17 protein-coding genes and 4 pseudogenes are annotated in these 14536 nt (G+C 62.7%); 12 read left to right on the top strand and 9 right to left on the bottom strand.

The features are described from left to right. Both I2456_RS17795 and lpqS read right to left on the bottom strand, forming a co-directional pair. Positions 1 to 1029 (bottom strand): PLP-dependent cysteine synthase family protein, encoded by a 1029-nt coding sequence (locus tag I2456_RS17795; RefSeq protein ID WP_241008009.1) that lies wholly within the window; start codon positions 1027 to 1029, stop codon positions 1 to 3. Between the two features lie 200 nt (positions 1030 to 1229). Then, positions 1230 to 1592 carry a putative copper homeostasis (lipo)protein LpqS gene (gene lpqS / locus I2456_RS17790; RefSeq protein WP_082952176.1) on the bottom strand — a complete coding sequence of 121 codons (363 nt, stop codon included), beginning with the start codon at positions 1590 to 1592 and terminating at the stop codon, positions 1230 to 1232. A 560-nt stretch (positions 1593 to 2152) separates the two neighbouring features. On the opposite strand from lpqS, the gene I2456_RS17785 reads away from it, so the two are divergent. From I2456_RS17785 to I2456_RS17775, 3 genes are all read left to right on the top strand, one after another. Beyond that, a complete protein-coding gene (locus I2456_RS17785; RefSeq protein WP_068029458.1) occupies positions 2153 to 2446 on the top strand; it encodes a metal-sensitive transcriptional regulator in 294 nt (97 codons plus the stop codon). Positions 2447 to 2607: 161 nt separating this feature from the next. Then, positions 2608 to 2835 carry a heavy-metal-associated domain-containing protein gene (locus tag I2456_RS17780; protein ID WP_068029461.1) on the top strand — a complete coding sequence of 76 codons (228 nt, stop codon included), beginning with the start codon at positions 2608 to 2610 and terminating at the stop codon, positions 2833 to 2835. 52 nt (positions 2836 to 2887) lie between these two features. Continuing rightward, entirely contained in the window at positions 2888 to 5167 is a 2280-nt protein-coding gene (locus tag I2456_RS17775; protein ID WP_085073326.1) for a heavy metal translocating P-type ATPase, read from the top strand. Between the two features lie 167 nt (positions 5168 to 5334). Here I2456_RS17775 and I2456_RS29200 read toward each other — a convergent pair whose 3' ends face one another. The 4 genes and pseudogenes from I2456_RS29200 to I2456_RS17755 form a co-directional block, all read right to left on the bottom strand. Then, on the bottom strand, positions 5335 to 5784 hold the full coding sequence (locus tag I2456_RS29200; RefSeq protein WP_085073325.1) for an arsenate-mycothiol transferase ArsC: 450 nt from the start codon (positions 5782 to 5784) through the stop codon (positions 5335 to 5337). Between the two features lie 70 nt (positions 5785 to 5854). Further along, positions 5855 to 6901 (bottom strand): annotated as a pseudogene (gene arsB / locus I2456_RS17765) (ACR3 family arsenite efflux transporter); the annotation flags it as partial. Further along, positions 6898 to 7278: an ArsR/SmtB family transcription factor gene (locus I2456_RS17760; protein WP_085073323.1), complete on the bottom strand. Its 381-nt coding sequence runs from the start codon at positions 7276 to 7278 to the stop codon at positions 6898 to 6900. The pseudogene arsB and the gene I2456_RS17760, both read right to left, overlap by 4 nt. A gap of 122 nt (positions 7279 to 7400) precedes the next feature. After that, positions 7401 to 7865, bottom strand: coding sequence for an ArsI/CadI family heavy metal resistance metalloenzyme (locus I2456_RS17755; RefSeq protein WP_085073322.1), 465 nt, complete (start codon positions 7863 to 7865; stop codon positions 7401 to 7403). A 101-nt stretch (positions 7866 to 7966) separates the two neighbouring features. Here I2456_RS17755 and I2456_RS17750 point away from each other — a divergent pair, with 101 nt between their 5' ends. Next, positions 7967 to 8326: an Rv2640c family ArsR-like transcriptional regulator gene (locus I2456_RS17750; protein ID WP_085073321.1), complete on the top strand. Its 360-nt coding sequence runs from the start codon at positions 7967 to 7969 to the stop codon at positions 8324 to 8326. Positions 8327 to 8488: 162 nt separating this feature from the next. On the opposite strand, the pseudogene I2456_RS17745 reads toward I2456_RS17750, so the two are convergent. After that, positions 8489 to 8938: pseudogene (locus I2456_RS17745) on the bottom strand (HAD hydrolase family protein); the annotation flags it as partial. A gap of 7 nt (positions 8939 to 8945) precedes the next feature. After that, a pseudogene (locus I2456_RS29195) lies at positions 8946 to 9059 on the bottom strand (cation diffusion facilitator family transporter); the annotation flags it as partial. A 167-nt stretch (positions 9060 to 9226) separates the two neighbouring features. Here I2456_RS29195 and I2456_RS17740 point away from each other — a divergent pair. The 8 genes and pseudogenes from I2456_RS17740 to I2456_RS17705 all read left to right on the top strand — a co-directional run bounded on the left by I2456_RS17740 (position 9227) and on the right by I2456_RS17705 (position 13227). Then, the gene (locus I2456_RS17740; RefSeq protein ID WP_390637830.1) at positions 9227 to 9571 is read left to right on the top strand and encodes a BlaI/MecI/CopY family transcriptional regulator; all 345 of its coding nucleotides are present in this window, start codon (positions 9227 to 9229) and stop codon (positions 9569 to 9571) included. Then, positions 9568 to 10521 carry a M56 family metallopeptidase gene (locus I2456_RS17735; protein ID WP_085073319.1) on the top strand — a complete coding sequence of 318 codons (954 nt, stop codon included), beginning with the start codon at positions 9568 to 9570 and terminating at the stop codon, positions 10519 to 10521. Before I2456_RS17740 ends, I2456_RS17735 begins: the two co-directional genes overlap by 4 nt. A 139-nt stretch (positions 10522 to 10660) precedes the next feature. Beyond that, complete coding sequence (locus I2456_RS17730; RefSeq protein WP_085073318.1) at positions 10661 to 10912, top strand: SHOCT domain-containing protein; 252 nt, start codon at positions 10661 to 10663, stop codon at positions 10910 to 10912. 233 nt (positions 10913 to 11145) lie between these two features. Beyond that, positions 11146 to 11445 carry a hypothetical protein gene (locus tag I2456_RS17725; RefSeq protein ID WP_163703921.1) on the top strand — a complete coding sequence of 100 codons (300 nt, stop codon included), beginning with the start codon at positions 11146 to 11148 and terminating at the stop codon, positions 11443 to 11445. 65 nt (positions 11446 to 11510) lie between these two features. Next, entirely contained in the window at positions 11511 to 11765 is a 255-nt protein-coding gene (locus tag I2456_RS17720) for an SHOCT domain-containing protein (RefSeq protein WP_205880181.1), read from the top strand. Between the two features lie 78 nt (positions 11766 to 11843). Then, a complete protein-coding gene (locus I2456_RS29190; RefSeq protein WP_205880180.1) occupies positions 11844 to 12467 on the top strand; it encodes a metal-sensing transcriptional repressor in 624 nt (207 codons plus the stop codon). A 224-nt stretch (positions 12468 to 12691) separates the two neighbouring features. Then, a pseudogene (locus I2456_RS29010) lies at positions 12692 to 12888 on the top strand (hypothetical protein); the annotation flags it as partial. Between the two features lie 93 nt (positions 12889 to 12981). After that, positions 12982 to 13227, top strand: a complete 246-nt coding sequence (locus I2456_RS17705; RefSeq protein WP_085073317.1) for a hypothetical protein — start codon at positions 12982 to 12984, stop codon at positions 13225 to 13227. Positions 13228 to 13460: 233 nt separating this feature from the next. On the opposite strand, the gene I2456_RS17700 is transcribed toward I2456_RS17705, so the two are convergent. Beyond that, on the bottom strand, positions 13461 to 14525 hold the full coding sequence (locus tag I2456_RS17700; RefSeq protein WP_085073316.1) for a sensor histidine kinase: 1065 nt from the start codon (positions 14523 to 14525) through the stop codon (positions 13461 to 13463). Between the last annotated feature and the right edge of the window lie 11 nt (positions 14526 to 14536).

The following is a 14536-nucleotide window of genomic DNA, read 5'->3' as shown; positions in this document are numbered from 1 at the left end:
TCAAGAGCGCCCCGCCGCCGCGGGCGCGCGAACAGTGCGGCACCGCGTCCAAGAGCTAATCACCTGTGCGCTCGGGTCACTAACCACCGCGGGCTCTAGTGGTGGATTGTGATCCAACAGGTCATGCTCGCGGCAGTAGTCGTCGTTGTAGATCGTGTCGAAGTAGCGCTGCGGACCGTCGGGGAAAACGGCTGCGATGGTCGTGTCCGCGGGCATGGTGTGAGCTGCCCAGCCAGCGACAAGTGCGACCGCGCCAACGCTCCATCCGCCGCTGGTGAAATGGGTGGCTGCCAGCGCCCGGCACGCCCAGACGGCTTCAGCAGGAGCTACCCAGTGCACTTCGTTGAACGCGGCATAGTCGACGTTGCCGGGGTAGATGCTTGAGCCCAGCCCGCGCATCAGCCGCGGGGCAGCCGGTTGTCCGAAAATCGTTGACCCAACGGTGTCCACGCCGATTAACTTCAGATCGGGATTGAACCGGCGCAAGACCCGTGCCACCCCCGCAGAGTGCCCACCGGTGCCTACCGAGCACACCAGAACATCGATGTGGCCAAGCTGCTCGATGAGCTCCAACGCCAACGACTCGTAGCCGTCGACGTTATCAGGATTGTTGTACTGGTCGGGATTCCAAGCGTGCGGATCAACGGCCAGCAGCTCGGCTACCCGGTCGGTGCGTGCCTTTTGCCAGCCACCTACTGGATGCGGCTCGGTGACTACATCAATCTGTGTTCCGTAGGCGGTGAGCATGCGCCGAATAATTGGCTCCATACCGGGGTCGGTGACCAGGGTAACCGGATGGTGGTAGACCACCCCGGCCAGGGCGAGCCCCAAACCCAAAGTGCCGCTTGTGGACTCGACTATCCGTGCTCCGGGGCGCAAGTCGCCGCGAGCTCGAGCACGTTCCACCATGTGCAGGGCGGGGCGATCTTTCATACCGCCGGGATTAAAGCCTTCGAGTTTGGCCCAGAAGCCGCGATCAGCCGAACTGAGAGGCTGCGAAATCCAGAGGACGGGCGTGTTACCGACCATCGTGCTCGGCCGGCTGGATCGGCTCTCGGACGAGAGCTCCAACGCGCGGACTCTAGGGGTAGGGGCGTGTACCGAATGATTTAACAAATGGTTCATTTGAAGTGTCGCTTCCATCGACGCCGCAAGCCAAGTGCGGCAGTTGATAAGGGTCAGCAGTCACGGGCCATCGTGGGGAACCACAACAGCCTGATGCTGACCGATCAGCGACGAGACAGACAGAACCGCGTCAGGAGGTCTTGACCGGTGTAAGCAGTGCCGAGCGCGAAGGGCGGGCCGCGGCCCACTCGCGCAATGAGGCCGGCCAGGGATCCGGTAGCGGCGAGAACCGCAACGACGACGCCAAGCGCGCTCAATGCGGTCGCGGGCTTCGGCAGTGCGGCCGTCACGAAATGCTCGGGGTGGGCGGCGGTCGAGCCGGCCGCGATGTGAGTGTGGTCGACGTTGACGGCGAATTCGCCACCCAGCGACGAGAACAAGGCGTGGGCCGGGTGAGGTTCGTGGGCCTCCACCCGCGAAAGTCCGCATTGAGCGACCGCGGCGAGCAGCCACACCCCGGCCGCCACGGCGATCAGAGATCGTAGCCGTGGCGGTCTACGGGTGTCGTTCCAACTCAGTCCGCCCCTCACAATGCTCCGATCATAGCGCACTCCGGGGGGGTATACCACAATCAGCGGAGCAAATTTTATCCGCGCAGACATAAACACCCAGGTCACAGCAATGTTAAGGGTAGGCAACACATCGGTTTTCGAAGCATGACACGCAGATCTTATACCCCGTACCGGTACAACGTAGGTCACTTACATGCCCGGAAGTCGCTTCTTTGGCCAGGCGTTGGCCGCCCATGAGCAGCGACGCCGATTGCTCAGGCTCGTCCTTCGCCGACGGTCAGCGCTGTTGCGGACGAAGCTTTTCACGCTGAACGTCAGACCGCGTCGTACGGGCGAAGTCTTGACGTTGATCGTCTGAGTAAGGGGCTTAGCGACGCTCGGTCAGTCCAACACGGCGTTGACCACGCCCTTTCAACTCAGTGCGCCCGTAGGGCGGGGCACTTGACACATCGGTACCCCCGGGGGGTACGATCGCAAAGGTACCCCCTATGGGTATGTTTAGAGGAGGATAAGTCATGGACACCACAGCGCCGGGGTATACCGAGGCCAAAGACGCCTATGGCAAGCGGTTGCGCCGCATTGAGGGCCAGGTGCGCGGTCTGATGCGGATGGTCGAGGACGACGCCTATTGCATCGACGTGCTTACCCAGATCTCGGCTACCACGAAAGCGCTCGAATCAGTGGCCCTGGTGCTCCTCGAGGAGCATTTGACCCACTGCGTCAGTCACGCGGTCCGGGCAGGAGGCGACGTGGCAGAGCAAAAGATCAACGAAGCGTCAGCGGCCATCGCGCGTCTCGTGCGTTCGTGACCCGTTCACGCCTGCGACGACTTACAGAAGGAGTCGATCTGATGGACCTCAAAGTAATCCCAATCAAGCCATTGGCTGAGTCTTCAGCGGCCGGCTGCGCTTGCTGCCGTCCGCGACGGCACCCCGCAGATGACCCGACCACACCCCCAAAGGACAACGACATGATCGGCACTGTTGCCAGCTACTCCGTCACCGGAATGACTTGCGGTCATTGCGTGCAGGCGGTCACCGAAGAACTGACCGCGCTACCCGGGGTCAGCGCTGTGAGTGTTGACCTGGTACCCGGGGACACCTCGACCGTCACCATCACCAGCGACACGCCGGTTACCAACGAGCAGATCGCCGCAGCCTTGAGCGAAGCCGGCGATTACCACTTGAGCACTGCCTGACAAACCGAGCGCAGCACGTTGCGGGGCACTACGCCTGGGGAAGGACAGAAAGATGACGACTACCGATCGCGTGACCGGGCGCAGTCACGCCCGCAGCGTCGAATTGTCGATCGGCGGCATGACCTGCGCTTCGTGCGCCGCGCGGATCGAGAAGAAGCTCAACAAGCTCGACGGGGTCAGCGCCACGGTCAACTACGCCACCGAAAAAGCGCATGTGACCTTCAATGATGATGTGGCGCCGGCAGACTTGGTGGCGACTGTGCAGGCGACCGGCTATACCGCCGCGCTTCCCCCACCACCTGCGGCGGCCAGCCCCGAGAACGCTGCCCCGTTGGGACCGGACGAGGCTACCGAGGTTACTACGGGCTGGCGTCAACGTCTGGTGGTGTCGAGCGTGCTCACCGTGCCGGTGATGCTGTTATCAATGATCCCGGTGCTGCAATTCGACAACTGGCAGTGGCTAACGCTGACCCTGGCTTCGCCTGTGGTGGTGTGGGGCGCGTGGCCGTTTCACCACGCCGCCTGGACGAATCTCCGGCACGGTGCTGCCACGATGGACACGCTGATCTCGGTCGGAGTGAGCGCAGCCTACCTGTGGTCTCTGTGGGCGCTGTTCTTTGGACAGGCTGGGATGCCCGGCATGCGTATGACGTTCAGCCTGCTGCCCGCCACCGCCGGGGGCGCCGAACACATCTATCTCGAAGTCGCTTCGGCCGTAACCGCTTTCATTCTGGCCGGCCGTTACTTCGAAGCCCGCGCGAAGCGACAGTCCGGGGCAGCTTTGCGAGCACTGCTCGACCTAGGTGCCAAAGACGTGGCCGTACTCGGCGACGATTCGGTCGAAACGCGGGTACCCATCAGCCAACTCGCGGTGGGGGACCAATTCGTCGTGCGGCCCGGTGAGAAGATCGCCACCGACGGAGTCGTCGTCTCGGGCACCTCCGCCGTGGATGCGTCGATGCTTACCGGCGAACCCGTACCTGTCGAGGTCGGACCCGGCGACAGCGTTGTTGGTGCCACCGTCAATGCCGGCGGGCGGATCGTTGTCCGCGCCACCCGAGTGGGATCCGACACTCAACTGGCGCAGATTAGTCGTCTCGTCACCGAGGCGCAGAACGGTAAGGCGCAGGTGCAACGTCTTGCCGATCGTGTCTCGGCGGTTTTCGTGCCGATCGTTTTCGGGCTCGCACTGTTGACTTTAGCGGCTTGGCTTGTGGCGGGGGCATCAGTGACCGCGGCTTTTACCGCGGCAGTCGCCGTGCTGATCATCGCCTGCCCATGTGCACTCGGGCTGGCGACGCCGACGGCTTTGCTTGTGGGTACCGGGCGGGGCGCCGAACTCGGCATCTTGATTGAAGGCCCGCAGATTCTTGAATCAACCCGTCGTATCGACACGATCATCTTGGACAAAACCGGCACGGTCACCACTGGACGAATGGCCGTCGCCTCGGTGTTCGTGGCCGACGGTGAGTCCGACGCCGAGGCGTTGCGACTGGCGGGTGCTCTCGAGCATGCCTCCGAGCACCCGATCGGGCAGGCAATCGCCGCTTACGCGGCGGCAGCGAGCCCGCCGGCCGGGGTGGAACGCTTCGAAAACCATAGTGGCCGAGGCGTTTCCGGTGTTGTAGACGGTCACGCCGTGTTCGTCGGCCGGTACAGCTGGCTAAGCGAGGAGTGGGCGATCAAGGCCCCCGACTCACTACTGCACGCCGCCGACCAAGCCGAGTCGCAGGGCCGCACCCCGGTGTGGATTGCTTGGGACGGGCAAATTCGTGCGGTGATCGTCGTCTCCGACACCGTAAAAGACACTTCAGCGGCGGCTGTCGGCGAACTTCGGCAGCTCGGCCTTCACCCGGTACTGCTGACTGGCGACAATTACCGCGCAGCCCACACGGTCGCAACCGCGATCGGTATCGATGAGGTCGTGGCCGACGTGCTACCCGCCGACAAAGTTGGCGTCGTCAAGAAGCTTCAGGGCGAGGGGCGGGTCGTGGCGATGGTAGGCGACGGCGTCAACGACGCAGCCGCTTTGGCCCAAGCCGATCTTGGGTTGGCGATGGGTACCGGCACCGACGCCGCCATCCAGGCCTCAGATCTAACTCTGGTGCGCGGCGATCTACGCGCAGCTCCGGAGGCAATCCGCCTGGCTCGCGCCACGTTACGCACCATCAAAGGCAACTTGTTCTGGGCGTTCGCCTATAACGTTGCGGCACTACCACTGGCGGCCGCGGGGCTGCTGAATCCTTTAATCGCAGGCGCCGCAATGGCGTTGAGCTCAGTGTTCGTCGTTAGCAACAGCCTGCGCCTGCGGCGGTTCAGGCGTAGCCGGTGACGAAAGGCGTTGGCGACAACGACTCGAGCGTTTCGCCAGCGTCCATCGCGGTCAAGTTTCATGCTCCGCTTGCAACGGCTCAAGGTTGTGCAGCGTGCGTGACTCTAGCCGAATCGGCAGCTCTACAGCGAAAGCTCGGCGAGCTATCTACTGCGGAGACGGTTGGTCTATCGGATTTGATCGCGCTGGCGCTCTGCCTGGCCGTCGAAGCGGCTGGCGAGATCGTGGACACGAGCGGCGATGTCGTCGCGGATCAACCGCATCCGCTCGATCCCGTCCACACCACGCAGGGAGGGTTCATCGGTGTCCCACACTTCAATTGGTGTGCCGTCGGTGGGCTCATCGAGTTGGGCCTGGGTTCCGACAACAACGATCAAGTCGGCACGGTGGATCAACGTGTCGGTCAGCTGGACGGGGCGGTGGCCGCTGATATCGACGCCCAGTTCGGCGAGGACTTGAGCCGAAAGAGCGTTGACGGCGGTTTTGGCGTGGGTGCCCGCTGAGATGGCGTGGATGCGGTTTTCGGCGCACTGGCGCATCAGGCCCTGGGCCATCACAGATTTGCCGGAATTGCTGACACAGACGAACAGCACGGTAGGTGCGGTGTTCTCGCTCATCGTCGGTCGTCTTCGGTGGTCATCGCCCAGTGCCGGTAACGGCTGTTGTCCGGTGGTGGTAGTGGCGGGCCAGGAATAGCGACACATAGACCAATGCCACCAGAACAGGCACTTCGATCAGCGGGCCGACGACTCCGGCCAGTGCTTGGCCCGAGGTGGCGCCATAGGTGGCGATGGCTACCGCGATGGCCAGTTCAAAGTTGTTGCCCGCGGCGGTGAACGCCAAGGTGGTGGTGCGCTCGTAGCCCAGCCGCAGGCCCGCACCCAGCAGGTAGCCGCCGCCCCACATGATCGCGAAATAGGCCAGCAGCGGCAGTGCAATACGCGCCACATCTAGGGGTCGGTTAATGATCTGATTTCCTTGCAGCGCAAACAGAATGACGATGGTGAACAGCAGCCCGTACAGGGCCCATGGTCCCACCCTGGGTAGGAACCGTGATTCATACCAGTCGCGGCCCTTGGTCGTTTCTCCGAACCGCCGGGACAGATACCCGGCCAGCAGCGGGATGCCCAGAAAAATCAGTACCGATTTGGCGATCTCCCACGGCGAGGTGGAGATGGTGGTCTGCGCCAGGCGCAGCCAACCCGGCAGCACAGATAGGTAGAACCAGCCGAGCACCGCGAACATGAGCACCTGGAAGATCGAGTTCAACGCCACCAGGACGGCGGCGGCTTCGCGATCTCCGCAGGCCAGGTCGTTCCAGATGATTACCATGGCGATGCAGCGGGCCAGTCCGACGATGATCAAACCGGTGCGATACTCGGGCAGATCGGCCAACAGCAGCCAGGCCAGCGCGAACATCAACGCCGGACCCAGAACCCAGTTCAACAGCAAAGAGCTGATCAGCAGCTTGCGGTCACCGGTGACAGTGTCGAGGCGGTCGTAGCGCACCTTGGCCAGCACCGGATACATCATGATCAGCAAGCCCAGCGCGATTGGCAACGAGATCCCGTCGACCTGTACTTTCTCCAACGCGGTGTTGAGACCCGGAATCCAGCGACCCAGCAGCAACCCGGCGGCCATTGCCAACCCGATCCATACCGGCAAAAATCGGTCCAACGCGGAGAGTTTGCCCACCACCGCCGGCGCACTGTCAGGGGTGATTGTGTCCGTCATGCCGGTGCCCCAACCGTGGGCGCGGCATCGGCATGAACGCTAAGCAGCCTTGACAACACGTTCAGCACCTCGGGAACCACGGCGTAATACATCCACGAGGCGCGGCGCTGGCACGTCAGTAAACCCGCTTCCCGCAGCACCTTGAGATGATGCGAAATCGTCGGCTGACTGACCTCGACCCCTACCGAGATGTCGCAGACGCACGCCTCACCGCCAGCGTGACTGGCCACCGAACTCAGCAGCTGCAATCGCACCGGATCGGCTAGGGCTTTAAACCTCACCGCCATATCGGCAGCATCAAGGGAATTCAGCGGCTCACGCATCAGCGGCGCAACCACACAGGACGCCCCTTCCGGCGCCTGGACCAGATTCGACATAGATCGATATTGACAGATATCGAAATCAAAGACAAACCCTCAGCGGACAACTGTTGTGGGCTTGCCAACTCGACACCGGGCGGGCACCCCCATCGGATGCCCACCCCCAGTCGACCCGGTGGCTAGCAGCACGATGCCGCACCGGCGGTCGTTTGACCGCCACAGCACACACCCGACTCAGCTTGATCGGTACCGGCGTGTTGTGGGCTGGCACCGAAGGTTTCGGAGTCAGCCAGCACGGTATAGACCTCCCAGCGTTCCCCGCCCGGGCCAGCCACCCAGACCTTGTCCTGGGTGGCGAAACAACATGTCGTACCGATCTCCTCGTCGGTGAACATTCCGGCATTGGCCAGCCGATCGATCTCGGCATGCACGGCGTCGCTGGAGTTGACTTCCACGCCAAGATGATTCAGGGTGCCGCCGGAGCCGGGGTGTTCCAGCAGCACCAACTTCAGCGGCGGGTCCGCGACTGCGAAATTGGCGTACCCTGGCTTGCGTTTCGCGGGCGCGACGTTAAAGAGCTTGGAATAAAAGGTGATTGCAGCCTCAAGGTCATCGACGTTGAGGGCGAGCTGAACACGGGACATGACGAGACACCTCCGACTAGTGAGACATATATCAAACTGGCGCCGCGCCCCAGTGTTCGCCCCTTTTTGATATATGTCAAGATATCTGGCAGACTAGTCGCATGCCCAAATCGCTGCCCGTGATCGACATCTCCGCTCCGGTGTGCTGCGCGCCCGTGGCGGCCGGGCCCATTAGCGACGAGGACGCCTTGGCCGTTGCCTTGCGACTCAAAGCCCTAGCCGATCCGGCCCGCGTCAAGATCATGTCGTTCCTACTCAGCTCATCAGCTGGCGAAGAGATCAGCGGCGAATTGGCAGCAGTACTCGAACTCAGCGACGGCACCGTCAGCCACCACCTGACCCAACTGCGCAAGGCCGGCCTGGTCATCTCCGACCGCCGCGGCATGCACGTCTTCCACCGGGCACACCCTGAAGCCCTGCAAGCGCTTTGTGCTGTGCTGGACCCCCAATGCTGCCGTTGAACACAGTCTGCAAGTCGCGGCCCAACGCGTGGGCCGGCCCAACCCCCAAGAATTTCCTTCGTCTCATTTCTTAAGAACGTGGATGACTCAGATCTGTCGCGCTACGGGCAAGGCGACGCCGGGCAACCGCCATACGGCTTGTTCCTCCTGGAATGTTTGAAGTTAGCTGGCCAGCCTGCGCAGGGCCATCCTGCCGGTCGCCTCCACAGGTTGAGCGAAAGGCCAGGCGGCGTCTCGTAGCAGGCGTAAGCCGTCGAGTCCAACGATGATGGGGGAGCCCTCATGGCCAGCGACACCGAGTGGCAGCGGCAAGTGGCCAATGAGATCCCAGGCGACCAGGTGGGTGATGAAGGCTGCCGCAATCATCAAGTTGGCGATCACCAAACCACGAGCATGGCGGGACAAGGCAATGACCGCCGGAATGGGGGACAGGTCGTCTCGGGTGATCACAACATCGGCAGTATCCAGCGCAAGGTCGGATCCGGCACGACCCATCGCGACGCCGACGGTGGCGGCGGCCATGGCGGGGGCGTCGTTGACGCCATCGCCGACCAGCATCACCTTTGCACTGCGTGCTTCGAGCTCACGCACCGCTCCGACTTTCTCCTGGGGAGCAACCGGGATCGATGTCGAGTTCGGCGTCGGCGTGGAGGCGGTGGCCGATGCAGCGCATCTTGATGCTTTCTCACTGCCGTGACGCCAGGTCGGCGGCCAGCGCGGTTTCGGCGGCGTCGGTGCCGAGAACTCGGGCGATGCGGTGAGTCGGTTGTTGTGCATTACTATCTACGTACGGACTAAGTATGATCTAGTCGGGTTCTGCCTTTCTCAAGTTGGGCGGTGCCGGCTGGCGGGAGGCCTGGAGTGCGGATTCGAGGATTCGGGGAGCTTGAAGCGGTTGTCATGGACCGCATTTGGAGCTGCGACCCCGCCACCGCGATAACGGTGCGGGAGGTGTTTGACGGCTTGGCCGCTGAGCGCACTATCGCCTACACCACGGTGATGTCCACGATGGACAACTTGCATACTAAGGGTTGGTTGGCCAGAGAACGTGACGGCAAGGCGTACCGGTATTGGCCGACCTTGTCGCGTGAGCAGCACAGCGCGCGACTGATGCGCGAGGCACTTGACGGCGGCGGCCGGCCCGATCTTGTGCTGCACCATTTCGTCGAGCAGATCGGTCCAGCGGAATCGTTGCGACTGCGCGCCGCGCTGCGCGGGCTGGCGAAACGGACGGACCAGCGGTGAGCATCGCCATTTGTCTGTTGTTATACAGCGTGGCGGTGCTTGTCGCAGGACCGCCGCTGTTACGTGCGTTGACCCGGCGCGGCCATGCCCCCCGTTTCGGGGTTGCGGCGTGGCTGACCGCGATCGGCACAGTGGTTCTTGTCTGGGTAGCCGTCGCAGGGACCGTTGTCGTCGAGATGGCACGTCGCTGGGACTACCCGCGCAGCGTTGCGGCGTCGTGTTTGGTCCAGCTGCGTGGCGTGATGACTGTGCTTAGTGATTTCGTAGGGGTGTCGCCGCAGGTCACACTCGGCGCGATCGCGGCGGTGGCCGCGTTGGTGGCCATCCTCGCCGGCGGGCGGTTGGCCAGGACCATCTCGGGATTGCGTACTCGGTCCCTGGAGCACGCCGAGGCAGTGCGTCTCGTCGGTCGCCGCACCGGCGACCCGGACGTGGTGATCGTGGAAGCCCCGGAACCCGCCGCCTACTGCGTCTCGGGCCGGCCCTCGGCGATTGTGGTGACCAGCGCTGCAGTTGCCGCACTCGACGAGCACGAGCTGACCGCGGTGGTTGCTCACGAGCGCGCTCACCTCGCTGGGCATCACTCGCTGGTGGTCACCACGCTGCGCGGGCTGGCCGCAGTCTTTCCCAAGCTGACCCTGATGCGGGAGGGCGCCGCTCACGTGGCGCGGCTATTGGAGATGTGCGCCGATGACGCCTCAGCCCGCCGATACGGCAGCGCGCCACTGCTGTCTGGACTGATCACGCTGTGCCGCGCAGCCCCAGCCGGAGCCCTGGCTGCTGCCGATGTCGCCGTGCTGGCGCGCGCCGAGCGACTCGCAGTGCTATCAGCAGACCCCGCAATCGGCCGGGCCCGGGCAGCACTGAGCAGCGTGATAGCAGTCTTGGCGGCCGGGCCCGTCGTGACCGTGATACTGGCGACCTCGGGCGCCCTGCTGTGCGGGCCGTAACGAATGCTGACCCGCTCGAAACCGTTGCGCAACAACACCTCAGGGCTTCACAATGCCTCTCTACGCTTGGTGACTTCGTCGTGATTGATGTCAACCACATACACGGCTACTTGGTCGAACAGATCAATGCGGTGTCCCGATGATGCACAGCGGCCACGACATTTGGGACAGCTCGTTCCTGATGCCCGTGGCGATGGTGTTGTTCGGGGCACTGCTAACTACTGCCGTCGTCTTGACCATTCGCTACCTGGTTTCATTATCCGGTACGGCGTCGGCCGGAACTGACGGGTCGAGCCGCGCAGAAACGCTGCTCGCGGGACGCTATTCGCGCGGCGAGATCGACCACCACGAATATCAGAAGAAGCTGACCCTGCTAAACCAGCACCGGTAAATCGTCGGCGGCTTTACCCACGACCAGGCACCAATGGGCGAACACGCCAACGGATTTCGGCTCGGACGCGGCGAACACGGTGGAAGCCGCGGTGATGAGCGCCGGACCGCGCCGGCAGCACCGTTCGCTTCAGGTTCGCCCGCCGGTAGCGGCGTTTCGACTTGCGCTGTTGCTGACCTACTGGTCTACTAAGTACGTCCGTAGATAAGCGATCATCGCTACAGGAGAGATTAATGACAGAAACCGCGCCCGCCGCCGCACCGCGTCAGATGTCGACTCGCTGGCTGTACCCAGCACTGGCCGTTACCGGCATCGCGGTCGGCATTTTCGTCATCGCCGCCGGCGTGTATCTGCTCTTCGTGCACCCAAACTCGGGTCACGCCGCGCAGCAGGACTGCTGTAAGTCCATGGAAGCCGACATGAAGAAGATGATGGACGACCCGAAAATGCCGATGAACAAACCGTCGATGTCGCCAATGCCCCCGAGCATGTCACCGATGCCGAGTATGCCCATGCCCACCCGCACGCCCTAGCGATCGCTTAGTACTTCGCGGACGGTCTGAAAGAACGGCCGAGAAAAAGTGGGAAAGGAATCAGAATGATGATGGGACATTGCGGTGCTGGTGGCTGGGCTCATTGGGTGTGGATGGCCGAAACGTTTCTGCTGTGGGCACTTGTAATCGCCGCTGTCGTGCTGGCCGTGCGGCATCTACTTTCGTTGCGCGGTGGCAGCGGCTCACCGGGCCCGGGCGCTCCCCGCGAGGAGGGCCTGCTCGCCGAGCGCTACGCGCGCGGCGAGATCGACGACACTGAATACCAGCAGCGAATGACGCTGCTGCGGCAGACCCGCTGAGCGGATGATCGGCCATTCCCCTCGGAGAGGAAACGTCTTGAGTGATGTCTCGATTCGAGATCCAAGAAATGAGAAGCGATGAGCCCGAATAAGATCGCCGACAAGCATATGGTGCTAGATCACGTAGGGACCGTGCGCCGGCAGCTAGATGAGCTCACCCGGATGCTGCAATCTGACGCATACTGCGTGGAGGTGATGAAACAGATTCAGACCGTGCAGTGCTCGCTGGAACGCGTGAACCGCGTGACGTTGCATAAACACCTGGAGGGCTGCCCTTCCGAGGCAGTGCTCTACGGTCAACGACAGTCTGCGATCGACGAATTGGTCGACGTCGTCAACTTCACCCCCGCCGCAACCGGCCCGCATACCCTGCTAGACGGGTCCGCGAGCGGCCAAAGTGCAGCAAGCAACAGCACCGAGCTGCTGGCGAGCACGACCTTGTCGCTGCCCGGGATCGCGTCGCAAATGTGCAAGGCCGCGCTCGAAGGCATCGTCACCCCCATCGCGGGTGTCGGAGCAGTGCGAGTCGACCTGCCAACGAAAACGATCACCATCCATCATGACCACCGAGCATCGAGCCGGCGGCTGATCGAAGCCATCGAGGAACAGGGCTACCACGTTGCCGCCCCATTAGTGACAAACACAAGAGAACAGACACCCAATCATCACTGGCTCGGGTTCGTCGATGGCGATGGCATCTGAATTCTGTTGTCGCCCTGCGTGCAACTGACCCGCTGTGTTGCGGGCCCAGGTCGTCTGAAGCCGCTTGTGCAGAGTGCCCGTACGCGAACGGATAGACACTGCCACCACCTGACCGGCCGCGCGTAGCAGCGATCATGGGTATCCTGCGCCGAACTCGAGCTTCGACGGGAGCGCCGCGCCGCACTCGCAAATCTCGACGCCGACGCCAACTGCCGGCTAGAGCATTAGCAGCGGTGCTCGACCTCAGCGACGGCACCGTCAGCCACCACTTGAACCAGCTAGCAAGGCCGGCCTAAGACATCTCCGACCGCCGCGGCATGCACGTCCTCCACCGAGCACACCCCGAAGCCTGCAAGCGCTTCGTGCCGTACCCAACCCTGACCGCTGCCAAATTGCAGCAACTTCCTTAGCTTCCCACTAAGTAAGAATCCAACGCGCCGAACTACCGCATTGGCATACGGACTCACATGTTGTGTAGTCCGATGTTGGCAGGAATCAGCGCCCCGGGGTTGGCATGGGCATATTGCTGGGAGGCATGCTGGGCATTGGCGACATGCTAGGCATTGGTGACATGGACGGCATGGTGGGCCCCATCGGCATCTTCATGTTCTTCATGTCGTCTTTCATTGCCGCGCAGCAGTCCTGCTTTGCCGCCTTCATGCCGCCACAACAATCAGAGGGTGCGAAGAACAGTAAATACACGCCGGCGACGACGACGAAGATTCCGACCGCGATGCCAGTGATCGCGAGGGCGTGGTAAAGCCTGTTCGTCCGTGTCCCGGTGGTGGTGGGAGCGGTGTCGGTCATCGGTTCCTCCTAAGGCAGGCGTGCGAGCGCAACAGATACTGTTCTACTTAGTAGCATAGTAGAACGTCTCATGTAGCGGCGCCAAGGCTGTACTGGTGGCGGAAGCCGCCGCCGGCTGGTGCAGCGGGGGATTCCTCGCGGGAGTCGCCGCATGATCTTCCAGGTGGGGTGGATTGCGAACGACTTTCACGACCGTGTCGTGTTTACAGGGACGGGTAGCGCGATGGTGAAGGTGGTTCCGGTTCCTGGCCCTTGGCTGTCGGCGGTTATATGGCCACCGTGTGCTTCGACGAGGGCTTTGGCGATGGCGAGACCGATTCCTGATCCTCCGTGGTCCCGATCGCGAGCGGTGTCGACACGGTAGAACCGCTCAAACACGTGGGGCAGGTGCGCGCTTGCGATACCCTCGCCGGTGTCGGTGACGGAAATGATGACTTGATCTCCGTCGACTGTCGCGGCTACCTCGACGCTGCCGCCGCGCGGGGTGTGGCGTAAGGCGTTGTCGAGCAGATTGCCCAATACCTGTCCCAGTCGCTGCGGGTCAGCCCACAGCGGTGGCACGTTAGCGTTGACACGAGTCTTCAACGCTACTTCCTTGGCTCGGTAGCGGTCGGCGACCGTTGCCACCGCCGTCGATATCAACTCGCTGGCAGCCACGCGCACGGGTGAGATCGTCTGGCCCTCTTCGGCTTGGGCGAGGGCAGAGATGTCGTCAGAGAACAGAACCAGCCTGCGAGTCTGATCGCGCAGCATCGCCGTCGTCTCGGGGTCAAGAGTTTCTACCTTATCTTCGAGCGCCTCGAGGTAGGCCTCAATCACCGACACGGGTGTGCGTATTTCATGGGCGAGATCACCGATCATTCGGCGACGGGTAGCGTCGACCGATTCCAGACGAGCGGCCATCTGGTTGAAGGCACCCGCGAGTGCATCGAAGTCGTGACCCAAACGTGGGGTAGCTACGCGGATGTGATAGCAGCCATCCGCGACCGCGCTTGCCGCCGCTGACACATCGGCGACCGAACGCTGCAAACGCCGGCCCAGATACCATGTCACGGCCAAGGCGGTTAACGCGGAAACCGCCAGGGCCACCCCCACCGAGATCGCGGTGGCTGAGCGGTAAGCCAGTTCAGTGTGAAACTGCTCGTGTGACATGGAAGCCATTGCGGCGCGGCGGAGATGGTCCTCGAACAACGGTGGGCCCACGACTGCTGCAACCAACCACGTCGTGGCGGCACCGGCGACCAGGACCATCGTTTGGGCTA

This window comes from Mycobacterium kubicae, assembly GCF_015689175.1.
Lineage (GTDB): Bacteria > Actinomycetota > Actinomycetes > Mycobacteriales > Mycobacteriaceae > Mycobacterium > Mycobacterium kubicae.
This window is presented reverse-complemented; position numbering and strand designations above follow the sequence as displayed.